At 65.2% G+C, this 22,215-nt stretch carries 22 protein-coding genes and 1 tRNA gene; 20 read left to right on the forward strand and 3 right to left on the reverse strand.

Annotation, left to right across the window (positions count from 1 at the left end):
* From BW967_RS17170 to BW967_RS17205, 8 genes are all read left to right on the forward strand, one after another.
* Positions 1–321 (forward strand): head-tail joining protein, encoded by a 321-nt coding sequence (locus BW967_RS17170; protein WP_076486327.1) that lies wholly within the window; start codon positions 1–3, stop codon positions 319–321.
* Positions 321–938, forward strand: a complete 618-nt coding sequence (locus tag BW967_RS17175; RefSeq protein WP_076486328.1) for a DUF6441 family protein — start codon at positions 321–323, stop codon at positions 936–938. The genes BW967_RS17170 and BW967_RS17175 overlap by 1 nt, the downstream gene beginning before the upstream one ends.
* Positions 939–1,054: 116 nt before the next feature.
* Complete coding sequence (locus tag BW967_RS17180; RefSeq protein WP_139327859.1) at positions 1,055–2,248, forward strand: hypothetical protein; 1,194 nt, start codon at positions 1,055–1,057, stop codon at positions 2,246–2,248.
* Positions 2,249–2,269: 21 nt separating this feature from the next.
* Positions 2,270–2,692, forward strand: coding sequence for an acyl-CoA transferase (locus BW967_RS17185; protein WP_076486330.1), 423 nt, complete (start codon positions 2,270–2,272; stop codon positions 2,690–2,692).
* A gap of 24 nt (positions 2,693–2,716) precedes the next feature.
* On the forward strand, positions 2,717–3,655 hold the full coding sequence (locus tag BW967_RS17190; protein ID WP_076486347.1) for a phage tail tube protein: 939 nt from the start codon (positions 2,717–2,719) through the stop codon (positions 3,653–3,655).
* A 75-nt stretch (positions 3,656–3,730) separates the two neighbouring features.
* On the forward strand, positions 3,731–4,630 hold the full coding sequence (locus BW967_RS17195; protein ID WP_076486331.1) for a DUF1186 domain-containing protein: 900 nt from the start codon (positions 3,731–3,733) through the stop codon (positions 4,628–4,630).
* An 83-nt stretch (positions 4,631–4,713) separates the two neighbouring features.
* Entirely contained in the window at positions 4,714–5,151 is a 438-nt protein-coding gene (locus BW967_RS17200; RefSeq protein ID WP_076486332.1) for a hypothetical protein, read from the forward strand.
* Between the two features lie 41 nt (positions 5,152–5,192).
* Complete coding sequence (locus BW967_RS17205) at positions 5,193–5,381, forward strand: DUF7697 family protein (RefSeq protein WP_245826608.1); 189 nt, start codon at positions 5,193–5,195, stop codon at positions 5,379–5,381.
* A gap of 21 nt (positions 5,382–5,402) precedes the next feature.
* On the opposite strand, the gene BW967_RS17210 is transcribed toward BW967_RS17205, so the two are convergent.
* Both BW967_RS17210 and BW967_RS17215 read right to left on the reverse strand, forming a co-directional pair.
* The gene (locus BW967_RS17210; protein WP_076486333.1) at positions 5,403–5,693 is read right to left on the reverse strand and encodes a helix-turn-helix domain-containing protein; all 291 of its coding nucleotides are present in this window, start codon (positions 5,691–5,693) and stop codon (positions 5,403–5,405) included.
* A complete protein-coding gene (locus tag BW967_RS17215) occupies positions 5,690–6,031 on the reverse strand; it encodes a type II toxin-antitoxin system RelE/ParE family toxin (protein ID WP_076486349.1) in 342 nt (113 codons plus the stop codon). The genes BW967_RS17210 and BW967_RS17215 overlap by 4 nt, the downstream gene beginning before the upstream one ends.
* A gap of 61 nt (positions 6,032–6,092) precedes the next feature.
* Here BW967_RS17215 and BW967_RS17220 point away from each other — a divergent pair, with 61 nt between their 5' ends.
* The 12 genes from BW967_RS17220 to BW967_RS17270 all read left to right on the forward strand — a co-directional run bounded on the left by BW967_RS17220 (position 6,093) and on the right by BW967_RS17270 (position 21,982).
* Positions 6,093–8,534 carry a phage tail tape measure C-terminal domain-containing protein gene (locus tag BW967_RS17220; RefSeq protein ID WP_076486334.1) on the forward strand — a complete coding sequence of 814 codons (2,442 nt, stop codon included), beginning with the start codon at positions 6,093–6,095 and terminating at the stop codon, positions 8,532–8,534.
* On the forward strand, positions 8,534–9,160 hold the full coding sequence (locus BW967_RS17225) for a DUF2460 domain-containing protein (RefSeq protein ID WP_076486335.1): 627 nt from the start codon (positions 8,534–8,536) through the stop codon (positions 9,158–9,160). Before BW967_RS17220 ends, BW967_RS17225 begins: the two co-directional genes overlap by 1 nt.
* Positions 9,157–9,507, forward strand: a complete 351-nt coding sequence (locus tag BW967_RS17230) for a hypothetical protein (protein ID WP_076486336.1) — start codon at positions 9,157–9,159, stop codon at positions 9,505–9,507. Before BW967_RS17225 ends, BW967_RS17230 begins: the two co-directional genes overlap by 4 nt.
* Positions 9,500–9,631, forward strand: coding sequence for a hypothetical protein (locus tag BW967_RS19050; protein ID WP_258223578.1), 132 nt, complete (start codon positions 9,500–9,502; stop codon positions 9,629–9,631). Before BW967_RS17230 ends, BW967_RS19050 begins: the two co-directional genes overlap by 8 nt.
* A gap of 4 nt (positions 9,632–9,635) precedes the next feature.
* Positions 9,636–10,205, forward strand: a complete 570-nt coding sequence (locus BW967_RS17235; protein ID WP_076486337.1) for a lysozyme — start codon at positions 9,636–9,638, stop codon at positions 10,203–10,205.
* Between the two features lie 32 nt (positions 10,206–10,237).
* Positions 10,238–10,471 carry a hypothetical protein gene (locus tag BW967_RS17240; RefSeq protein WP_076486338.1) on the forward strand — a complete coding sequence of 78 codons (234 nt, stop codon included), beginning with the start codon at positions 10,238–10,240 and terminating at the stop codon, positions 10,469–10,471.
* The gene (locus BW967_RS17245; protein ID WP_076486339.1) at positions 10,468–11,352 is read left to right on the forward strand and encodes a DUF2163 domain-containing protein; all 885 of its coding nucleotides are present in this window, start codon (positions 10,468–10,470) and stop codon (positions 11,350–11,352) included. The genes BW967_RS17240 and BW967_RS17245 overlap by 4 nt, the downstream gene beginning before the upstream one ends.
* The gene (locus tag BW967_RS17250; RefSeq protein ID WP_076486340.1) at positions 11,349–11,795 is read left to right on the forward strand and encodes an NlpC/P60 family protein; all 447 of its coding nucleotides are present in this window, start codon (positions 11,349–11,351) and stop codon (positions 11,793–11,795) included. Before BW967_RS17245 ends, BW967_RS17250 begins: the two co-directional genes overlap by 4 nt.
* 9 nt (positions 11,796–11,804) lie before the next feature.
* Positions 11,805–15,770, forward strand: a complete 3,966-nt coding sequence (locus BW967_RS17255) for a baseplate multidomain protein megatron (protein WP_076486341.1) — start codon at positions 11,805–11,807, stop codon at positions 15,768–15,770.
* Positions 15,771–15,791: 21 nt separating this feature from the next.
* On the forward strand, positions 15,792–17,717 hold the full coding sequence (locus BW967_RS17260) for a DUF2793 domain-containing protein (RefSeq protein WP_076486342.1): 1,926 nt from the start codon (positions 15,792–15,794) through the stop codon (positions 17,715–17,717).
* A gap of 589 nt (positions 17,718–18,306) precedes the next feature.
* Positions 18,307–20,175 (forward strand): ATP-dependent nuclease, encoded by a 1,869-nt coding sequence (locus BW967_RS17265; RefSeq protein ID WP_076486343.1) that lies wholly within the window; start codon positions 18,307–18,309, stop codon positions 20,173–20,175.
* The gene (locus tag BW967_RS17270; RefSeq protein WP_076486344.1) at positions 20,162–21,982 is read left to right on the forward strand and encodes an ATP-dependent helicase; all 1,821 of its coding nucleotides are present in this window, start codon (positions 20,162–20,164) and stop codon (positions 21,980–21,982) included. Before BW967_RS17265 ends, BW967_RS17270 begins: the two co-directional genes overlap by 14 nt.
* Before the next feature lie 139 nt (positions 21,983–22,121).
* Here the strand turns inward: BW967_RS17270 and BW967_RS17275 are convergent.
* Positions 22,122–22,198: transfer RNA gene (locus tag BW967_RS17275), tRNA-Met, on the reverse strand.
* Positions 22,199–22,215 lie beyond the last annotated feature (17 nt).

Consider the following 22,215-nt stretch of genomic DNA (forward strand, 5'->3'; position numbering starts at 1 on the left):
ATGTCCGTCTTTGCCGCCGCCATGGACCGCATCTTCACCCAGGCTGACATGGCGGCCCCGGCCCTCTGGATCTCGGCCACCACCTCCGAGGAACGCAGGGTCCGCATCATCCGTCGCGCGCCCGACCGCATCACCGACTTCGGCGCGGGGCGCTTTGTCAGCGACACGACTGTGGTGGACGTGCGGGTTGCCGACCTTCCCGCACCGCGCCCAGGCGATCTGATCGTCATCGGCGCCGAGCGGTTCGGGATCCAGGGCGAGCCGCTGCGCGACCGCGAGCGGCTGATCTGGACGCTGGACCTGCGGCCGGAGGGGGCCTGATGAAGCTGAAACTCGAGATCAGCACCGATCTGGCGGCCCTGATGCAGGAGGAAATCCGCGCGGGCGAAAAGGCCGTCACCACCGCGCTGCACGCGGCAGGCGCGGGCCTGAAATCCGCCTGGCGCGGGCAGATCGTGCAATCGGGGCTCGGCACAAGGCTTGGCAATTCGATCCGGCTTGCGACCTATCCCAAGGGCGGCGAGAGCCTGAACGCGGCGGCGCTCGTCTGGTCGAACGCCCCGGTAATCGTCGGCGCGCATGACACGGGGCCCCTCATCCGTTCGAAAGACGGCTTCTGGCTCGCCATCCCCACCCCGGCCGCAGGCAAATCCACCCGTGGCGGGCGGATCACCCCCGGCGAATGGGAACGCCGCACCGGGTTGAGGCTCCGCTTCATCTACCGGCGCAGGGGTCCGAGCCTGCTGGTGGCCGAGGGGCGGTTGAACTCAAAGGGGCGGGCTGTGGCGTCCCGCGCGAAGACCGGCCGGGGGCTGACGACGATGCCGGTGTTCCTGCTGGTGCCGCAGGTCAAGCTACGCAAGCGACTCGATCTGGCGAGGGATGCCGAACGGGTGATGGATGGGGTGGAAGGGCGGATCGTCGCGGGGTGGGAATAGACCAAGCGGATATAGCATCCTCAAATGATCAGCGAACCGGCAGTATAGAGCGGAGAATCAAACAAACGAGACACAGTGCCCGATCCCCGCATAGCATCGGAGCCGATTCCTCAGCGATGGCAACAGAAAGCGGAGATTTACTCAACGCCGCCGAGCCTGTTAGATTAAGTTCCTGGCTGATTTGTAAGAAAGATATCAAGGTGATGCGCAATTTCTTCTTCGCTGCCCCTCTGCTGGCCCTCATCACCCCTCCAGCAGCTGCAGAGCCATCTCAAGGGGATGTTGATGCGGCTCGCTCTGCTTGCCGCGACGCGTTTCTTGCCCGAGATGCCGACGCCTATACTTCCGCCGCCGCATCAATGATTGCTTGGGGGCCTTTGCAGAACCCTGATTGGTCCAAAGAAGTCGAATTGTGCTTGGCTTTCGCGGGAGCGATTGAGGGGGCCGACCTGAGCGTTGCTCGCACCCGGGCGGCGTCGATGGTCGGCGGCGGAAGCCTGTCGCCGATATCGGGCGAAGAGAAAGCAGATACAGCGACACCCACCGCCGAAACGGACACGCAACTGACGAAATACCTTGCCCGCGTTGGCGAGGAGAACGCGGACATGGACAAGATCGTGAGCGATATTGTCTCGGATAGTGCATTCACTCCAGCTTCGGGGCCTGACCGCGATGCGCTCGAAACAGCGATCAGCAACTATGCCCGACCGATCCCCGCGTCACAGGCGGAACGCAACCTTCGCGCATATGAAGCTCTTGCAAGAATAAATCCTGAAAATCCGACCTACAAGGAAAGGGCCGCCCGTTACGAGCAAGCGATCGCCGCGGAACGTGAACAACTGGCGAAAACGGCTCGCCAACTCAAGAGCCGTCTCGTGCGTACGACCGCTGAATTTGATGGGTCGTCATGGGCCCGCCACCCATCTTCGCCGCGCTACCAAGACATTCGAAACTACGTGACACTCTATCTGCTTGAAACCGCGTCGGGACAGCAAACGATGGAGTTGTTCTTCAACTACACATCTCGCAACGGGTGGCTTTTCGTTGAGAGCGCATCGATCAACATTGATGGCGAGACGAGCCAGATACCCGCGGGACAGTGGCTCCGAGACAACGACACTGAGATCTGGGAATTCGCGGGCATCAGAGGCCCGATTGCCGAGACCTTGGCGCGCAAGATTGCGGAGTCGAAGCGTGCTGTCGTTCGTTTTAATGGGCAGCAGTTTTATGACGACTATGTCGTGTCTGACGCCGACAAACGGATCATGCGGGAAATGCTCGCAATGTGGGACGTGATTTCCAAGGAATAAGCGTCCACCTCACCAGAAAACATGCCCACCACCCGCGAAACCGTCCTCGCCGCGCTGCACGCGCGGCTGCAGCCGCTTGCCGCCCTCACCCTGCGCGACGAGGTGCTGCCCGAGCGGATCCCTGCGGCCGGGCTTATCATCCTGCGCGACGGCCAGCCGGGCGAGCCGGAAGTGACGCTGTCGCCTCTGCGCTATCACTACCAGCACCGGGCCGAGCTGGAGGTCGTCGTGCAGGCGGGCCCCGGCCGGGCCAGCGCCTTTGACGATCTGATCACCGCCATCGGCGCGGCGCTCGCCGCAGACCGGACGCTCGGCGGCCTGTGCGACTGGGTCGAACCGGAGGCCCCAAGCCCGGTCGATCTGACCATCGAGGGGGCCGCGGCGCTGAAGGCGGCGGTGATCGCTGTCGTTCTGCAGTACACCACGGCCGATCCGCTCGGCTAAACCCCTGACCTCAAGGAGAGAATGATGGCAAGAGCCCAAGGGGCGCGGGCGCAGATGGCGCTTGCGTTCGAATCCGTCTACGGCACCGCCCCGGCCTCGGGATTTCGCACGCTGCCCTTCGCCAGCACTTCGCTCGGCTCCGAGCAGCCGCTCATTGCCTCGGAGTTGCTGGGCCAGGGGCGTGACCCGACGGCGCCGATCAAAGATGCGCTGACCGCCGATGGCGATGTCGTGGTGCCGATCGACGTCGAGAACTTCGGTCTTTGGCTGAAAGGCACCTTCGGCGCGCCGACCACCACCGGCACCACGCCCAAGACCCACACGTTTCAGTCGGGGAACTGGACCCTGCCCTCGATGGCGATCGAAGTGGCGATGCCGGAGGTGCCGCGCTATGCGATGTACACCGGCTGCATGGTCGATCAGCTGAGCTGGCAGATGAGCCGATCGGGGCTGCTCACGGCAACCGCGCGGCTGATCGCGCAGGGCGAGGCCATCGATACGGTCACCGCCGCGGGCACGCCGACCACGCTCGCGCTGCAACGGTTTGGCCATTTCAACGGCGCGGTCAAACGCAACGGGGCGGCGCTTGGCAATGTCGTCTCGGCCGAGGTCACCTATGCCAACGGCCTCGACCGGATCGAGACGATCCGCAACGACGGCAAGATCGAGGGCGCCGATCCCGGCATGGCGGCGCTGACAGGCAAGATCGAGGTGCGTTTTGCCGACAGCACGCTGGTGACCCAAGCCATCGACGGCACCCCTTGCGAGCTCGAATTCGCCTGGAGCCTTGGCGCCAACGCAAGCTTCACCTTTACCGCCCATGCCGTTTATCTGCCGCGGCCCCGCATCGAGATCCCCGGCCCGCAGGGCATTCAGGCGAGCTTCGACTGGCAGGCGGCGAAGGCCACCAGCCCCGCGCGCATGTGCACCGCCACCCTTGTGAACACCGTTACGAGCTATTGAAGCGCATCAAGCGGTGGAGGCGGACAGAATTTGGCGATATTCCTCCAGTTGAGTCCCGATCCAGAGGAGCTGCCGATGACACCCGCCGAAATCATGGCCACATTCGAGCGCCAGGGGCCCTTGCCGCGCGCAGCGATCGAGGCGGCGCGAGACGAGCGCGAGGCCATGGTGCCGGTGTTTCTCGACTATATCGACCGGCTACAGCAGGCGCGCACGCGCGACCTCGACGGCATGGACGCGTTTCTCTTCGCTTTTTTCCTGCTCGCGGAATGGCGCGAAACCCGCGCCTATCGGCCTTTGGCGCGGCTCTTGCGGCGCGAGCCGGATTTTCTGGAGGCGCTTTTGGGGGATTCGATCACCGAAGCCTCGGCCCGTGTCATGGCCGGGGTCTTCGATGGCGATTTGCAACCGATCTTCGAGATCCTGCTCGACGATGCGAGCGATATTTACGTCCGCGGCGAGATGTTCGACACGCTGGTGATCCTGGCGCTTGAGACCCCGGGCCTGCGGCCGCAGATCGAAGTGTTTCTGACGGAGTTCTTCGATCTGACCGCGACGGTGACGGGCGAGGAGATCTGGTGGCCCTGGGCGGAATGCATCGCGGCACTTGGGCTGACCAAGATGGACACTGCGGTGCGCGCGGTCTTCGACAGCGGGCTGATCACGCCCGATTATGCCCGCTACGAGGATTTCACCGAGTTTCTCGGCAAGACGATTGCAACCGGGCATCCCGACTGGTTCACCCAGATGCCCAGCAACCAGCTGATCACCGATACCATCGCCGAACTGTCCTCGTGGTATTGCTTCTCGCCCGAGTTTATGGCGCGGCAGGCCGATCAGGGGCTGAAGGTGGTGTCGTCGCTGATGCCGCGGAGCGAGGATCCGTTCGAGGACATCGTCACCGGCAAGACCGGCCGCAATGATCCCTGCCCCTGCGGCAGCGGCAAGAAGTTCAAGAAATGCTGCCTGCAATGAACTGACCCGCGGCAGAATTCCTACCCTGCCCTTTGAGCGACGTGCCCCGGCACGTCGCTTTTGTTTTGGAGAAAGGCCGTCCCATGATCCGTCTGAACCTCTCGAACCAGCCCGAATGGCTGGACCTTGCCCCGGGCCTGCGGCTGAAGCTTGCGCCGCTCACGACCGCTCTGATGGTGGCGGCGCGCGCCGATCCCGACCTTGCCGCTCTGCCCGAGGGCGCGACGCAGGAGGAACTGGCGCTGGCCATGGCGAAAGCCGTGGCGCGTCTGGCCATTCTCGACTGGGAGGGGGTGGGCGACGAAGCTGGCGCCCCGACGGCGGTGACGCCCGAGGGCATCGAGGCGCTTCTCGACATCTGGCCGGTGTTCGAGGCGTTTCAGACCCGCTACGTCGCGCGCGGCCTGATGCTGGATGCCGAAAAAAACGCTTCCGCGCCCTCGCCGACTGGTCCTTCGGCGGGGGCGAAGGCTATTGCGCGGCCTGCCAAGGCCCCTGCCCCGATTGTCCCGCAAGACTGAACCAGCCGCAGACGGTCGAGGGCTCACAGATCTGGGATCTGGTGCAACGCCTTGGAGGGCAGCTGCGGCTCGTCCCCGGCGCGGTGATCGGCTGGGACATGGGCGCGGCACTCGCACTCGCCGAGGCGCTGGGCGTGAACAGCCTCATCGCCGCCGAAACCCTGCCCGAGATCGAGGCGGTGATGGTGCGCAGGCTCAACGAACAGATCGCCGCGCAGGCGGCCCCCTGAATGCCGCGCCTCGCGCAGGGCTCAGCGCGCCAGCGTCCGCTGAACGATGTCTGGATCTTTGTCGATCAGCGCAAGCAGCACCCGCGCCGGACCTTCCGGGCTGCGGCGGCGCTGCTCCCAGTTCAGGAGTGTGCCCTTCTTTACCCCGATGCTGCGCGCAAAATCGGTTTGCGATAGCCCCGTGCGCGACCGGATCGCTTGCACATCGGGCTCAGGCAAGTCGATCTCATGCACCCGTCCTCGCCCTTCGCCATGGGCATGGGCCAGCGCCTCCTTCAACCCCTGTTCGATGCTCGCAAATGCCTCGGTCATCTTGTCCTCCTGTAACTGGCCGCCAGCGCGGCCCCGAGTTCGCGCACCATCGCCGTTTCCGAAGCCGTCAGGTTTGCCTTCTCGTTCTTGGCAAAGACGGTGATCAGGAAAATCGGCGTCCCGTCATCGGGGCTGTAGAAATGGATCACGCGATAGCCGCCGCTCTTGCCACCGCCGGGGCGGGCGAAGCGGAATTTCCGCACCCCGCCGCCAATCGCAACGCCGGTCATCGGATTGCGGGCAACAAAGTCGATCACTTCGAGCCGCTCCGCCTCCGACATGAGGCTGCGGGCACGACGCTCGAATTCCGGGGTTTCGACGACTGTAACGATGGCCATGGCGCAATATGTGCGCCAATGGCGCATAAGTCAATGACGCATCATCTTAGGGAGCCTCACGATGGCAGAGAAACGAGTGTCTGTCCGCCTTGTGGCGGAGGGCGGGCGGCAGGTGCGCGCCGAGCTGGAAGGCATCGGCGCGGCCGGGGCGCGTGGCTTCGGGCGTCTCTCGTCGGAAATGGAGCTTGCCAACACGCGCATGGCTGGGTTCGCGCGCAAGGCCGGGGTTGCGCTCGCGGCGGTGACCGTGGCCGCCGCGGCGGCGGGCGTGGCGATGGTGCGCGCGGGGCTTGCCAATGTCGATGCGCAGGCCAAACTCGCGCAGTCGATGCAGACCACGACCGAGAGCGTGCAGGTGCTGACATGGGCGGGCGAGCTTGCCGGGGTCTCGATGGGCGAGATCGAGCAGGCGACGAAGAAGCTCACGACCCGGCTTTCCGAGGCCGCGAGCGGCTCGGGCACGGCGGTCGGCGCGCTCGAGAAGCTGCACCTGACAGCCGCCGGTTTGCAGGCGCTGCCGCTCGATCAGCGCATCATCGCCATTCAGGACGCGCTCAACCGTTTCGTGCCCGAGGCCGAGCGCGCGGCCGTGGCTTCGGACCTCTTTGGCGATCGCGCCGCGCTCGCCTTCCTGCGCATCGACACCGCCACGCTGCGCGATGCGGCCAAAGATGTGCAAGATTTCGGGGTGGCGGTGAGCGCTGCGGACTCGGCGCAGATCGAGCGCACCGGTGACGCAATCGCGCGGCTGAGCCTGATCTGGACCGGGCTTACCAACCGCCTCACCGTGGCGGTCGCCCCCGCGCTCGAGGCGGCGGCCAATGCATTGGCCGATGTGGCGCGCGCGAGCGGCCCACTCGGACGCGCGATCAGCCTCGTCTTCGAGAACCTCGGGCGGCTCGCCGCCACTGCCGCGACCTTCGCCGCCTTCCTGGGGGCACGCTGGGTAGCAGGCCTTGCTGCGGCGGCGCTTTCCGTGCGCGGCCTTGCCACCGCGCTCGTCGTCTTGCGCGGCGCGCTCATTCGCACCGGGATCGGGGCGCTGATCGTCGTCGTGGGCGAGCTCGTCTATCAGGTCTCCGAATTCGCGGCCCGGGTTGGGGGCGTGGGCGAGGCGTTCCGGTTGCTTTCAGATCTCGCGCGCGAGGTCTGGTCGCGCATTGGCCTCGCGCTCGATGCGGCGCTGGCGCGGATGGCGGCGGGCTGGCAGGGGGTGAAGGCCGATGCCCTTTCGGCACTTGAAGGAACCATCGCAGGGGTCGTGAGCTTTGGCGACCGCACGGCGGCGGTGTTTCAAGGCGCCTATGACGCGGCGGTGGCGATCTGGGGCAAGCTGCCGGGGGCGATCGGTGATTTTGCGTTTCAGGCGGCGAACGGGCTGATCTCGGGGGTCGAGGCGATGCTGAACGGCGTCGTCACCCGCATCAACCGCTTCATCACCGCGCTCAACGCCGCCCTGGACCTTCTGCCCGACTGGGCCGTGGGCGAAGGCGGGGTGAAGATCGGCACGCTCGATCCGGTGGAATTGGGGCGCATCGGTAATCCGTTCGATGGCGCGGCATCGGCCGCGGGCACGGCGGCCGCCGATGCCTTCTCGGCAGCACTCGGGCGCAAATATATCGAAGCGCCCGATCTGGGCCTCGGCACCATGGCCGATGAGGCCCGCTCCCGGGCCGCAGCCTATCGCGAGGCCTCGGGCATGCTTTCTGACGCGGCCGGGCGCCCGCTCGCCTCCTGGCAGGCGCTGAAGGATGCGGTGACGCGCACCGGCACCGATGCGGAAACGGCTCTGACCGGCGCGACCGGTGCCGCTGACGGGCTAGGTGCGGAACTCGACGAGACCGCCGAGGCAGCGCGGGGCGCCGGTGGCGCCGCGCGTGCGGCAGGCACTGCAGCCGCCGAAGGGGCGGAGCGCGCGGTGCCGCTCTGGCGTGCCGCGAGCGATGCGCTGGCCGATTATGCCGCCAAGGCGCGCGACATCGGCGGCGATATCGGCAACGCCCTCGTCGGCGCCTTTTCCTCGGCCGAGGAGGCCGTGGGCAGCTTCGTGAAGACCGGCAAGCTCGACTTCCGCGATCTGGTCACCTCGATGATCGCCGATCTCGCCAAACTCGCGGCGCGGCGCTTTGTTCTGGGCCCCCTCGCCAATGTGCTTGCCGGTGCGCTGGGCGGCGCCGGAGGGATCTTCGCGAGCATCCTGCACGCGGGCGGCACCGTCGGCGCCGCGGGTCCGGGTCGGATGGTCCCTGCCTTAGCCTTTGCCAATGCCCCTCGGATGCATTCCGGCGGCTGGGCCGGTCTGCGTCCCGACGAAGTGCCCGCGATCTTGCAGCGCGGCGAGCGGGTGCTCTCGAAGCGCGAGGAGGCGACGACCGGCGGCGCAACGCCACCAACCGTCAACGTCACGATCATGGCGCGCGACGCGGAGAGCTTCCGGCAATCCCGCACCCAAGTCGCCGCCGATATCGCCCGGGCGGTCTCGCTCGGCCGAAGAGGGATGTGATGGCCTTTCACGAGATCCGTTTCCCCGATGCGATCAGCCGCGGGGCGCGCGGCGGCCCGGAGCGGCGCACCCAGATCGTCGAACTGGCCTCGGGCGCCGAGGAGCGCAATGCCAGCTGGGCCAATTCGCGCCGCCGCTATGACGTCGCTTATGGCATCCGCCGCGCCGACGATCTGGCGGCGGTCGTCGCCTTCTTCGAAGCGCGCAACGGCCGTCTTTACGGCTTTCGCTTCAAGGACTGGGCCGATTTCAAATCCTGCCTGCCCTCACAAATTCCGGGCCCGACCGATCAGGCCATCGGCACCGGCGATGGCACCACGACGCAGTTTCAGCTGACGAAGCGCTACAGCTCCGGAGCGCAAAGCTGGACGCGCGCGATCACAAAGCCTGTCGCCGGGACCGTTACCATCGCCCTGAATGGCGCCCCGCAGCCCTCCGGCTGGTCGGTCTCAAACACGACCGGCCTCATCACCTTCGCCACCGCGCCCGCCGCAGGCATCGCCCTCACCGCAGGCTTCGACTTCGACGTCCCCGTCCGTTTCGACACCGACACGCTCGACATCACCCTCGATCTCGAACGGCTCGGCTCGATCCCCTCCATCCCCCTCACGGAGATCCGGCCATGAATGACGACACAAGTTTTGTCGGCGCAGTGCTGCGCGATCTGCTCACCTCGACAGCGGTGATCCTCGCCGCCTGGGGCGCGCTCGGCGGCGCCACCAATGCGCTGACCACAAAGATGCGGCTACGCGACGCGCTGCGCCATGTGCTTCTCGGCGGGCTGATCGCCGCGGGGATGGGGAGCCTCTCGATGGCGCTCGTCGCGCGCTGGCTCAACCTGCCGCCCGAGGCGATCGCGGCCGGGGGCGCGGCGGGCTCGGCCGCTTATCTCGTCGGTGTCTTTGGCCCGGCCTTCATCGAGGTCGCCCTCGCCCGGCTGCACGCGAAGAAAGGAGGCAACCCCGATGCATGAGCTCATCCGCCTCGCGCGCACGATCCGCTGCGATTCTGCCAATCCAGTCAAAGCGTTCCGCCATCGCCTGCGCATCGGCGTGATCGTCGCGGCGCTGATTTTTCTCGTCTCCACATTCGGGTGATCCCATGCACATGACCAACCGGGGCCTTCTGGCCCTCGCCCGGCACGAAGGCATCGTGCCCGGGCCCTATCTCGATCTGCGCAAGATCTGGACCTTCGGTATCGGCCACACCGCGGCGGCGGGGCCGCCTGATCCCGCGAAGATGCCGCGCGGCCTGCCCACGGATGTCTCCGCCGCGATCCGCGAGGCGTTTCGGCTCTTTCGCGCTGACATCGCAAGCTACGAGGCAGCCGTGCTGCGCGCCGTGAAGGTGCCGCTTGCCCCGCACGAGTTCGATGCGCTGGTCAGCTTTCACTACAACACCGGGGGCATCGCCAAGGCGGCCCTCACCCGCCACCTGAACGCGGGCAATCGCCGCGCCGCGGCCGAAGCCTTCATGGGCTGGCTGCGCCCCGCAGCGATCCGGCCCCGGCGCGAGGCCGAGCGCGATCTCTTCCGCGACGGCCACTATCCCACCGGCCCGCTCACCGTCTGGTCGGTCGATCGCAACGGAAGGGTGGGGTTCGCCCGCCCGCTGCGGCGGCTGAGCGAGGCGGACGCCCTCGCGCTGCTCTCTCCGCCCAACACACTGTGAACCCTTCCCCTTCTGACCCAAGGAGACATTCGATGCGTTACCTTCGCCCCAAATCCCTGACCTGGTGGGCCGGGTGCCTTGCCCTCACCACCGGCACCGGCGCGCTCTTCCTGCCCGATCAGGGCCAACTCGCCGCGCTGGCCCACCTTGTCGCGCTGCTCTCGGGCTCGGGCGACGCCGCACCGATGACGCTGATCAGCCTCGGGCTCGGCCTCATCGGCCTGCGCGACCGCATCGAGCGCGGCTTTGCCGGGCAGGACAAATGAAGTCCCTCCCGCCAGACCTTCAGGCCCACCTCGACGAGGGCACGACAACGCTCGCCTGGTGCTGGCGCATCACCCGCGCTGACGGCGTGAGTTTCGGCTTCACCGATCACGACAGGACATTGTCGTTCGATGGGACCGACTTCGAGCCGGAGAGCGGGCTGACCGCCTCCGAGGTGCGGTCGGGCTCCGATCTCTCGGTAGATGCGCAGGACGCCGAGGGCGTGTTGACCTCCGACCGGATCACCGAGACCGACATTCTCGATGGCCGCTGGGACAATGGCACGGTCGAGGTCTGGCGGGTGAACTGGTCGGCCCCGGCGCAGCGCGCACTGTTGCGGCGCGGCGCCATCGGGCAGATCCGGCGCGGGCGGCTCGCCTTCGTGGCCGAGGTGCGCAGCCTCGCCCATGTTTTGGGCCAGACTGTCGGACGCACGTTTCAGGCAACCTGCGACGCGGCGCTGGGCGATGCGCGCTGCGGCATCAATGCCGAGGCGCCGATCTACACCGGCACCGGCACGGTGGTCGCGCTGCAGCGTGATCGCGCCTTCACGACCGAAGGGCTGCAAGCCTATGCTGCGGGCTGGTTTTCCTATGGACGGATCCAATGGACGAGCGGCGCCAATGCCGGGCGGCAGGCCGAAGTGCTCTCGCATGTCCTTCTCGATGGCGTGGCGGTCCTGACCCTGCTCGAAGCGCCGGTGCGGGCCATCAGCGAGGGTGATGCCTTCACGATCCGCGCGGGCTGCGACAAGAGCTTTGCGACCTGCCGGGCGAAGTTCGCCAATGTCGCGAACTTTCGGGGTTTTCCGCATATCCCCGGCCAGGACGCCGTTCTGCGTTACGCGACGAAGGACGGCGGCCATGAGGGGACGGTGCTATGACCGCGACAGCACCAACCGCCGATCCCTCCCGCGTCATCGCCGTGGCGCGCTCTTGGCTCGGCACGCCCTACCACGACCAGGCGAGCCTCAAGGGCGTGGGCTGCGATTGCCTCGGCCTTGCGCGCGGCGTCTGGCGCGAGGTCGTCGGGCCGGAACCGTTCCCGATCCCGCCCTACAGCCGGGATTGGGGCGAGATGGGCCCGCGCGAGGTGCTGGCCGAGGGCGCTCGCCGCATGATGCCCGAGATTGCCCCGGACGATGCCCTGCCCGGCGCGCTTATCCTCTTCCGCATGAGGCCCCGCGCCATCGCCAAGCATGTCGGCATCCTCACCGGCCCGGACCCCTTCCTCCACGCCTATGAACGGTTGGGCGTGATCGAGGAACCGCTGACACCGACATGGCGGCGGCGCATCGCTTTCGCTTTCCTGTTCCCGGCACGCTGAGAATCCCAAATGGCAACGCTTGTCCTCGGCGCCGTCGGCTCCGCCATCGGCGGGGCTTTCGGCGGCACGATCCTTGGCCTTTCCGGCGCCGTCATTGGCGGCTTTGTCGGTTCGACCGTGGGCTCGGTCGTCGACAGCTGGATCGTGTCGTCGCTCGCGCCTGCGCAACGGATCGAGGGTCAGCGGCTCGACACGCTGCGCATCACCTCCTCGACCGAAGGCGCGGTGATCCCGCGCCTTTACGGGCGCATGCGCATCGGCGGCAACATCCTCTGGGCCACAGATTTCCGCGAAGAGACGAAGACCACGACGCAAGGCGGCGGCAAGGGCGGGGGCGGCGGCAAGGTCAAGACCACCGAATATCTCTACTATGCGTCCTTTGCCGTCGCTCTTTGCGAGGGGCCGATCACCGGCATCGGCCGCATCTGGGCCGACGGCAAACCGCTCGACATGACCGGCATCCCCTGGCGCTGGTATCCGGGCAGCGAGACGCAGACCGCCGATCCCTTCATTGCGACCAAGATGGGGGCCGCCAACACCCCCGCCTACCGCGGCACGGCTTACGTCGTCTTCGAGGAACTGCCGCTTGCCAGCTTCGGCAACCGCCTGCCACAGCTCAGCTTCGAGGTGTTCCGGCCATTGGCCGACCCGGACACCGCCGAGGGGCTGATCAAGGCGGTGACGATGATCCCGGCCTCGGGCGAGTTCACCTATGCGACCGAGGCGATCCGCAAGGGCGAGACCGGGGCGCAAGTGGCCGAGAACCTGAACGCGGTTTCCGACACCGCCGACATGGTGGTGGCGCTCGACCGGCTGCAGGCTCTGGCGCCTGCGGTCGAAAGCGTCAGCCTCGTCGTCGCCTGGTTCGGCAATGACCTGCGCGCGGGCGATTGCGCGATCAAGCCGGGCGTCGAGGTGGCGACCAAGACGACCAGCCCCAAGGTCTGGACGGTCAATGGGGTCTCCCGCGCGGCGGCCCATCTGGTCAGCCGCGACGCCGAGGATCGGCCCGTCTATGGCGGCACGCCTGCGGATTTCGCGGTGGTTGAGGCGATCCGGGAGATGAAGGCGCGCGGGCTGCGGGTGACGTTCTACCCATTCCTGCTGATGGATGTGCCGCCTGGCAACACGCTGCCCGATCCCTATTCCGACAATGCCGCGACGCTCGGCCAGCCGAGCTTCCCGTGGCGCGGACGGATCACCTGCTCCCCGGCCGCAGGTTCCGCGGGCACCGTGGACAAGACCGCCGCCGCGGCCACGCAGGTCTCAAGCTTCTTTGGCACAGCCACCCCGGCGCAGTTTTCGCCGTCTGGCGACACCGTCACCTTCACCGGCGCGCCGAGCGATTGGGGCCTCCGCCGCATGGTGCTGCATTACGCCCATCTCTGCGCCGTCGCAGGCGGGGTCGATGCCTTCCTGATCGGCTCCGAGATGCGCGGCCTCACGACGATCCGCTCGGGCGCCAACGCTTATCCGGCGGTAACCGCGTTCAAGGCGCTCGCGGCCGATGTGCGCTCCGTCCTCGGGGCGGGCACCAAGATCGGCTACGCGGCCGACTGGTCGGAGTATTTCGGCCACCAGCCCTCTGACGGCACGGGGGACGTGTATTTCCACCTCGACCCGCTCTGGTCAGATGCGAACATCGATTTCATCGGCATCGACAATTACATGCCGCTTTCCGACTGGCGCGATGGGTTTGACCATGCCGATGCCCTCCAAGGCTGGCCAGCGATCTATGACCGCGGTTATCTGCAAGCGAACATCGCCGGTGGCGAGGGTTTTGAGTGGTTCTATGCCTCGGCCGCCGACCGGTCGGCGCAAGTTCGGACCCCGATCACCGATGGAGCCGCGGGCAAGCCGTGGGTCTTCCGCTTCAAGGATCTCCGCGCCTGGTGGTCGAACTCGCATGTCAACCGCCCGGGCGGGGTCGAGAGCGGCCCGCCCACCGCATGGGTGCCGCAATCGAAGCCGATCTGGTTCACCGAACTCGGCTGTCCCTCCATCGATCGGGGCACGAACCAGCCCAATGTCTTCTTCGATCCGAAGTCATCCGAGAGCGCCACGCCGCATTTTTCGCGGGGCTGGCGCGACGATGCGATCCAGCGCGCTTCTCTCGAAGCCAGCTACCTTTGGTGGGGAACTCCGGCCAATAACCCGACCTCGTCCGTCTATGGCGGCCGCATGGTGCATGTGCCGGAATGCGCCGCCTGGACCTGGGACGCGCGGCCCTATCCGTTCTTCCCCGAACTGACTGGCGTCTGGACCGATGGCGCGAACTGGCGGCTCGGTCACTGGCTCACCGGACGGCTCGGCGCGGTCTCGCTCGCCGCCCTCGTGCGCCACCTGTGCCTGCGCGCTGGGCTCGCGGAAAGCCTGATCGACGTCTCGGGTCTCTGGGGCGCGGTCGAGGGCTATGTGATCGGGGCCATTGAGTCCCCCCGCACGTCGATTTCCACGCTGGCCCGACATTTCGGCTTCGACGCCATCGAGACCGAGGGCGTGATCCGTTTCATCATGCGCGGCCGCGCCTCGGTCGCGACGCTGGCCATTGATGATCTGGTCTCAAGTCGCGAGGGCGAGGCCTTCGAACTGACGCGCGGCCAAGAAACCGAACTGCCGCAGGCCCTGAAGTGGCAGGTCGCGCGCGCCGACGAAGATTACGACGCGGCGCAGGTCGAGGCCCGGCGCATCACCGTCGATACGACGCGCATCGCCTCGGAGAGCTTCCCCATCGCGATCCCGCCCGAGGAGGCGGAACGGCGCTGCCGCCGCGCGCTGATGGAGGCCTGGATCGGCCGGGAAAGCGCCACCGTCCGCCTGCCGCCCTCTATGCTGGCCCTCGATCCGGCCGACGTGATCCGGCTGGCGCATGACGGCCGCGAGGTCGAGTTCCGCCTCGTTTCCATTGCCGATGCTGAAGCGCGCGGGATCGAGGCGGTGCGCCAGGACCGCGCCGCTTACGACCTGCCGCCCGGCGATCCCCGGCCCGCGAATGTTGCGAGCCCCGTCGTTTTCGGCACGCCCGAGGTGGTGATGCTGGATCTGCCGCAGATCAGCGAGGAGGTTGCCGCGCATCGCCCCTGGATCGCGGCCCATGCCAGCCCCTGGCCGGGCGAGATCGCAGTGTTCCGCAGCGCATCCACCGACGGGTTCAACCTCCTGACGACCTTCGGCAGTCGGGCACGGATTGGCACCTTGGCCTTCGATTTCTTTCCAGGGCCGACCTCGCGCTTCGATCTGGGCAACGCGCTGGTGGTCGATCTTCTGTCCGGGACGCTGGAGAGCGTGACGGATGTCTCCCTCTTCGGCGGGGCCAATGCACTTGCCGTAGAGACAGCGGCCGGGGTCTGGGAGATCGTCCAGGCAGGCGGAGCTGAACTTGTCGCCCCGGGCCGCTATCGCCTGACCCGCCTTCTGCGCGGCCAGCGCGGGACGGAACACGCGATGGGCAATCCCACCCTTGCCGGGGCGCGGGTCGTGGTACTGGACACCACGCTGGCCTCGCTGCCCATTGCCGAGACTGACCTTGGTCTGCCTTGGAACTGGCGTGTGGGGCCAGCCGCGCGCGCCGTCAACGACGACAGCTTCGCCGCGCTGGGCTTCACGCCGACCGGGCGCGGCCTCGTGCCCTTCGCGCCGGTGCATGTCGAAGAGCCCTGGCGAACGGGGCGTAACCCGGGCGATCTGACGATCCGCTGGACGCGGCGATCCCGCGCGCTGGTCGCCGATGCCTGGGAACAGGTCGAGGTGCCGCTGACCGAAGACCTGGAGAGCTACGATGTGCAGATCCTCGACGGGACGACCGTCAAGCGCACGCTGACCAGCAGCACGACCTCCGTCCTTTACACCGCCGCCCAGCAGCTCACCGACTGGGGCGCGCTGCTCGGCCCTGATCAGACGCTGGCGCTCCGCATCTACCAGCTTTCGAACCGCCTCGGCCGCGGCACGCCTGCCGAGGTCACGCTGCACTTCTGACCCCAACCCACCGGAACCTCCATGTCCGACACCACGACCCATCTGGGCCTGCCCTACCTTCTGGCAGCCCAAGCCCAGAAGCATGTCACCCACAACGAAGCGCTCCGTCTGCTCGATGCCATGGTGCAGCTTTCGGTCCTCGACCGCACGCACACCACTCCCCCGGCCAGCCCGGCCGACGGCAACCGCCATCTGGTGGCCTCGGGCGCAACGGGTCTCTGGGCCGGGTGGGACATGAACATCGCCTTCTGGATCGACGGCGCGTGGATCCGCCTCGTGCCGCGCCCCGGATGGCTCACTTGGGTCGCGGCCGAGGGGCTGTTTCTGGTCTGGACCGGCAGTGCCTGGGAGGTGGTGGGTGAGCCGCGCGACGTCTCGGATGCCGTCTTCTGCCTGGTGAACGATGCCGATCCGACGAAGAAGGCGACCTTCTCGCTGGCGGGGATCAGCGCGGGCAGCACGCGCAGCTTCACCCTGCCGAACACCTCCTCGGAACTCGCGATCTTGGCGGGCACCCAGACCTTCACCGGCAACAAGACGTTTTCGGGCACGCTGACTGCCTCGGGCACGGTCACTGTCTCAGCAGCTTCCGCCAGCGTCGGCACGGCGACCACGACCGCCACCTATGGGATGGGCACCGGGGCGACGACAACGGGCGTCACCAAGACCGTGAACCTTGGCACCGGCGGCGCGTCGGGGTCGACCACCGTCATCAACATCGGCTCGGCCACGGCAGGTGCTGGCGGCACGACCGTCGTCAACACGCCCACCGTCACCTTCGCCAATGCCGTCACGCAGGTCGGCATGCCGCAGGCCAACCTGACCGCCCAGCTCTTGGGCCTCGGCGGGGCGGCGGCCGACAGCTACAACCGGCTCTCGGTCAACACCCCCGCGGTGCTGCTGAACAACGCGGGCGCGGGCATCGAGGCGACCGTCAACAAGGCCGCACCCGCCAATGACGCCAGCTTCGCCTTCAAGACCAATTGGTCGGCGCGGGCCCTGATCGGGCTTCTCGGGAGCGACGATTTCAGCATCAAGGTCAGCCCGGATGGCTCCTCCTTCTACGACGCGATAAAGATCGACCGCGCGAGTGGTCGGGTCGAGATGCCCGAACCCCTCGTGCTCCCCGCGCTCGATGCCGTGCCCACGCCGCCGCCTTCCGGCAAGCTTGCGCTTTATGCCCGCAACCGCGCCGGGGCGGGATGGCTCGATGTCCAGAGACCGTCGGGGCGGTTCTTCCCGCTGCAGCCGCATTTCGGGGTGAACCGCATCGCGACATGGGCCCCTTCCAGCGGCACGACGATCAACACCAACGGCATGCCGCGCAGCGCCGTTGGCACCGCTGCCACGCCGACGCTCGCCACCACGAACCTCTCCACATCGATGCGGCGCTGGCGCATGACGTCGGCCGCCACCGCCGGGGCTGCGGCCGAGGAACGCTCGGCAGGCTGGGTCTGCTGGCGCGGCAATGCGGATGGGCTCGGCGGCTTCACCTATGTGAACCGGCTCTCGCTCGTCACCCTGCAACCCACCGGCACGGGGTTCTTCGGCCTGATCGGGTCGGTCTCGGCGCTGTCCACGACCCTGACGCTTTCGGCCGTCGTCAACGCGCTGGGCATCGGCTTCGAGCGCGGCACCCATGACAACTGGCAGATCGTCCACAACGATGGCGCGGGGGCACCGACCTTGATCGATCTCGGCGCGGGTTTTCCGGTGGCAAGCACGACGAACGTCCTGACCCTCACCATCGTCGCGGCGCCAAACGGGACCGAGGTCGGGATCCGGGTCGTGGAAGAGGTCTCCGGCACGGCGGCCGAGGCCACGATCACCACCGACATGCCCGCGTCGGCCCAACTTCTGAGCCCGCGCAACTACCTCAACAACAGCACCACCGCCGCGGCCGTCGCCTACGACTGCTCCGGGGTCTATGTGGAGACGGACTATTGAGGGCCGTCTTGCGAGACGGGCCGGGCAGCGCCGGTCAGGAAGCGCCAACGCCTCGACCGACCGGCACCCCCGGCCCGCTTCGCTGGTTCACGGTTTCAATGAGCCGCAGGGAATCGCTGCCCGAATACGTTGACACAGGACCACCGCCGCTGTCGCACGCCGAAATGGGCACAAATGTGCACCTGCGATCAGGCCCTCGTGCGACGTCGTGGCCTGGATATCCTTGGTCGGTCACCACCTGGAACCTTGGCCTTCCCGGTGCAGGTAGTCGATTACACAAGTGCGGAGCAGTCGCGCGCGGCTGACTAGTTCGAAGCGCGGCCGGAAGACGCCGTGCTTGTCCGGATGCTGAGCGACTACGCTGTTCTGCGCGATCAGGCGCGGGCCCGCCGTTGAAATCCGAACCTAGCGATGCCCCACCCTGACTGAGTCCGACTGCCTGATAGCAGCTTAGCCTACCGTCACCTCGGTCAGCATGGACATCATCAACTGCATCTAATTCACCCTTTGGTTGATCGCCGGTGACTCCTCGTCAGAAAGCCGGTATCGTTCGATGTGAACTGGCTCAGAGATCATTGAGGAGCGGCTTTTGCGAGTATGTCGGATAAGTATCAATCATTTCCGTGGCATCAAAGGCGCCGTTTTGCACTTGCCCAAGCATGCGGTGCTAATCGGCGACAACAATACTGGCAAAACGACAATTCTTGAGGCGCTGGACCTTGCACTTGGTCCTGATCGACTGAACCGGACGCCACCGATTGATGAGCATGATTTTCATCAGGGTCAGTATTTGGCCGAGTTGGCTCCGGATGCGGCTGAAGGCGACGACGGCGATGCGGTTGCTGCAGCTTTGGGCCCCAATGAACCTGCTCCTGCTGAAGATCATGACGCTAAAGCGCCGCGCATCGAGATTGAAGTCACGATTGCCGACTTGAGCGAAGAGCAGCTGGCCCGCTTTGGTGACAGCGTAGAGTTTTGGGATTCCAAAGCGGATACCTTCTATGATGCACCAAACCCGGAAGGCATCGACCCGGCCCATATTGTCGAAGCGCTCCGTGTGACATTCCATGGCTGGTACGACGCGGAAGAAGATGACTTCGAGGGGCGAACTTACTTCACGCGCAGCCTCTTGGACGGGGGCACGCAAGTCCTTTTCACGAAGAAGGACAAGCAGGCTTGTGGCTTCCTATACCTTCGATCCCTTCGCACTGGCACGCGCGCACTCAGCCTTGAGCGCGGCAGCCTGCTCGACATTATCCTCCGGCTTAAAGAAGTCCGGCCGCAAATGTGGGAAGACACGCTCGCGACACTGTCGGGCTTCTCCGTGGCTGCAGATCCAGACCTTGGCATTACTGGCGTACTCGAAAGCATTAACACCGCCCTGAAGAAGTACGTGCCAAAGGAATGGGGCATTGAGCCACATTTGAAGGTTTCAAACCTGACCCGCGATCACCTTCGGAAAGTCATCACGGCCTTCATAGCTACAGGGGAAGGCCAGCATGCGGCCCCGTACTACCGTCAGGGAACAGGCACCATCAACATGCTTGTCCTGGCAATGCTGTCGCAGATTGCAGCCGACAAGCAGAACGTGATTTTTGCGATGGAAGAACCGGAAACCGCCATTCCGCCGTATGCGCAAAAGCGGATCGTTCATGAAATCCGTCAGCTCGCCTCTCAGGCTCTTTTCACGTCGCATTCCCCCTATGTACTTGAAGAGTTTGCCATCGAGGAAACTGTCGTACTAGGGCGCGACTCTGAAGGTGTGCTTTCTCGCAAGCCAATCAGCTTGCCCGATAACGTGAAGCTCAAGCGGTACCGGCAGCAGTTCCGGGTGCGGTTCTGCGAAGGGCTTCTCGCCCGCCGGATATTGGTTGCAGAAGGCGCGACAGAGGCATCAGCGTTCCCTGTTGTTTGCCGACGGCTAAGTGAACTGAAACCGGATACCTACCGTTCCCTCGAAGCTATGGGCGTCTGCGTCGTTGACGCCGATAGTGAGACAAACATACCTGGTATGGCTAGGCTCTATCGCGACCTTGGCAAGCGCACATTCGCTTTGTGTGACAAACAGGAAGCTGCACACCAAGCCGCCATCGAGCAAGAAGTCGAGTGCCTGCTTATGCACGGCGAAAAGGGATTTGAGGCAATGGTCCTCAAAGGCACGACCGAAGATGCGCTCAAGCGTTTCGCCGCGACCATCGACTGGCCGCAGGACCTTACGCAGACCTTCCCCGATCCAGTCGCTCAGGCGACCGATGCGCTGGCGGCATACTTCAAGAAGAACAAAGGGAACTGGGGCATTTCCGATTTCCTTGCACAGTGCTCCGAAGACGAAATACCGGAATGGCTTAGGCAGGCCTGCACGCGACTTAAGGACATCTGCGATCCCCCGCCGCCTGCAGAGGCGGCCGCACAAACCGAAGCTGGCGAACCGGGGGCGCCTGCGGATGGAACTGACTGAAAAACAACAAGACGTTCTTGCTGCAGGCGGCCATCTCCTCGTCACAGGGGGGCCGGGGTCAGGGAAGACAACGATCTCTATTCACAAAGCGGCCGGAATTGCCGCGAGGGATCTGCGACCAGGTCAGCAGGTCCTGTTTCTCAGTTTTGCTCGCGCCAGCGTTTCGCGTGTTGTCGAAGCCATCGAATACGAACAGCAGATCCCGCGCCAGTTGAAGAGCCGTATCGAGGTCGAAACCTATCATTCGCTGTTCTGGCGCCTCCTTAAGACCCACGGTTACCTTGTCGGTCTGCCCCGGCGGTTGACGATCCTCACGCCGCCAAGCGAAGCGATTGCTCTGTCGGCTATTCGCCTTGGCTTCGGGGCTGACAGCGCCCTGTCCGATGCCGAAAGGGCAGCTAAACACGCGGCAGAAAATACGGAACGGCGGCGCCTAGCCGAACAGGAAGGCCGCGTCTGCTTCGATCTGTTCGCGACGTATGTTGGCGACCTTTTCACCGGAAGCGAGCGCCTCCGCCGACTCTTTGCGACCATGTACCCAGTCGTCATTCTGGACGAGTTCCAGGACACAAATGCCGCCCAATGGCGCATCGTTGAGGCGATCGGCCAATTTTCACGGCTCATCGCGCTTGCCGATCCCGAACAGCGCATCTTCGATTTCATCGGCGCTGACCCGGAAAGACTCAACCACTTTCGGGAGAAGTTCGCACCCGTCGAGGTCGATTTCGGCACGACCAACCACCGCAGCGCCGGAACCGAAATCGGTTTATTCGGGAATGATATCTTGAAAGGTACATTCCAGAAGAGCAGCTATGTCGGCATTGACTGCCAAGTATTCGAGCCATACCCGGACGCGGCAATGTCAAAGCTTGTTACAACGACATATGCCGCGCGCGGACGCTTGGTAGCAGGCGGCAAAGCAGACTGGTCCCTCGCAGTCCTTGTGCCGACACGAAAGATGACTCGTCTGGTGTCGGACAGCTTCAGATCCCCCCCCGCGGGCATGGCCCCTATCGTGCATACTGCGGTCGTCGAGATGGACGCGGCCATCCTAGGTGCAGAGATCGTTGCGCATCTCCTCCAAACACCTAGAGATTCCAAGCATTTTGGGCATTTGATCGAGCTGCTGTGCAGCTATTACCGTGGAAAAGGCGGCGAAAAACCGACAAACGGCGCATTGAAGCAAGCAGACGATCTCGCCAAGGCCCATGAGAAGTGGAATGCTGCGCTTGCATCCGGCAAGGCACCAAACTCCAAGAGCGTTATCAAGGCCGTGTCGACCGTCTATGAAGCCGCACGTGCCGCGGTCTTGACCGGTGACCCAGATAAGGATTGGCGTACCATGCGCGCGGTCCTCGAAGGTGGGCCTTGCCCGCGGTTACGCGAAGTCGGATCGGAAGTGCGCAACATCCGCATCCTGGAACGCGGCTCGCAGCTCAGGCAGAGCCTCACCCAAGATTGGCGTGACAATGGTGCATACCTGAACGCACTTGAAATCGTTCGCCAAGCCTTCGTACAGGACCATTTCGCGACGGGTATCAAACCAGAGACGGGGGTCGTGATCATGAACATGCACAAAGCGAAGGGAAAGCAATTCGACGAAGTCATTATCTTTGAAGGCTGGCCAGTGATCCGCAATCGAAAGATCATCGCTAACCCACATCGCATTGTGCGTGACAACGATAGGAAGCAAATAGCTGAAGATGTTCGCCAAAACTTCCGGGTGAGCGTGACGCGGGGTCGTCAACGGACGACGATACTAACGCCGAAAGCTGATCCATGCGTGCTGCTGTTGGGGAACTCTTGATCCGCTGCCTGCGACTGCCCGCTTATGCACGCCGTTGCGGTTTTTCTGTTTTGGTGTTGATGTGGCGTTGATGTAGACGGCGAAAGGCCGGCGGTATTGGAATACCATCGCACTAAACGTTTGATAATTTGTATAATTTTGGTTGCGGGGGTAGGATTTGAACCTACGACCTTCAGGTTATGAGCCTGACGAGCTACCGGGCTGCTCCACCCCGCGCCGGTGTTTTGTGGCGC

The sequence above is a fragment of the Rhodobacter aestuarii genome (genome assembly GCF_900156655.1).
GTDB lineage: Bacteria > Pseudomonadota > Alphaproteobacteria > Rhodobacterales > Rhodobacteraceae > Rhodobacter > Rhodobacter aestuarii.

Coding starts and splice junctions, on each gene's coding strand:
- BW967_RS17170 (WP_076486327.1), top strand. CDS start 1: ATGTCCGTCTTTGCCGCCGCCATGGACCGCATCTTCACCCAGGCTGAC.
- BW967_RS17175 (WP_076486328.1), top strand. CDS start 321: ATGAAGCTGAAACTCGAGATCAGCACCGATCTGGCGGCCCTGATGCAG.
- BW967_RS17180 (WP_139327859.1), top strand. CDS start 1,055: ATGGCAACAGAAAGCGGAGATTTACTCAACGCCGCCGAGCCTGTTAGA.
- BW967_RS17185 (WP_076486330.1), top strand. CDS start 2,270: ATGCCCACCACCCGCGAAACCGTCCTCGCCGCGCTGCACGCGCGGCTG.
- BW967_RS17190 (WP_076486347.1), top strand. CDS start 2,717: ATGGCAAGAGCCCAAGGGGCGCGGGCGCAGATGGCGCTTGCGTTCGAA.
- BW967_RS17195 (WP_076486331.1), top strand. CDS start 3,731: ATGACACCCGCCGAAATCATGGCCACATTCGAGCGCCAGGGGCCCTTG.
- BW967_RS17200 (WP_076486332.1), top strand. CDS start 4,714: ATGATCCGTCTGAACCTCTCGAACCAGCCCGAATGGCTGGACCTTGCC.
- BW967_RS17210 (WP_076486333.1), bottom strand. CDS start 5,693: ATGACCGAGGCATTTGCGAGCATCGAACAGGGGTTGAAGGAGGCGCTG.
- BW967_RS17215 (WP_076486349.1), bottom strand. CDS start 6,031: ATGGCCATCGTTACAGTCGTCGAAACCCCGGAATTCGAGCGTCGTGCC.
- BW967_RS17220 (WP_076486334.1), top strand. CDS start 6,093: ATGGCAGAGAAACGAGTGTCTGTCCGCCTTGTGGCGGAGGGCGGGCGG.
- BW967_RS17225 (WP_076486335.1), top strand. CDS start 8,534: ATGGCCTTTCACGAGATCCGTTTCCCCGATGCGATCAGCCGCGGGGCG.
- BW967_RS17230 (WP_076486336.1), top strand. CDS start 9,157: ATGAATGACGACACAAGTTTTGTCGGCGCAGTGCTGCGCGATCTGCTC.
- BW967_RS19050 (WP_258223578.1), top strand. CDS start 9,500: ATGCATGAGCTCATCCGCCTCGCGCGCACGATCCGCTGCGATTCTGCC.
- BW967_RS17235 (WP_076486337.1), top strand. CDS start 9,636: ATGCACATGACCAACCGGGGCCTTCTGGCCCTCGCCCGGCACGAAGGC.
- BW967_RS17240 (WP_076486338.1), top strand. CDS start 10,238: ATGCGTTACCTTCGCCCCAAATCCCTGACCTGGTGGGCCGGGTGCCTT.
- BW967_RS17245 (WP_076486339.1), top strand. CDS start 10,468: ATGAAGTCCCTCCCGCCAGACCTTCAGGCCCACCTCGACGAGGGCACG.
- BW967_RS17250 (WP_076486340.1), top strand. CDS start 11,349: ATGACCGCGACAGCACCAACCGCCGATCCCTCCCGCGTCATCGCCGTG.
- BW967_RS17255 (WP_076486341.1), top strand. CDS start 11,805: ATGGCAACGCTTGTCCTCGGCGCCGTCGGCTCCGCCATCGGCGGGGCT.
- BW967_RS17260 (WP_076486342.1), top strand. CDS start 15,792: ATGTCCGACACCACGACCCATCTGGGCCTGCCCTACCTTCTGGCAGCC.
- BW967_RS17270 (WP_076486344.1), top strand. CDS start 20,162: ATGGAACTGACTGAAAAACAACAAGACGTTCTTGCTGCAGGCGGCCAT.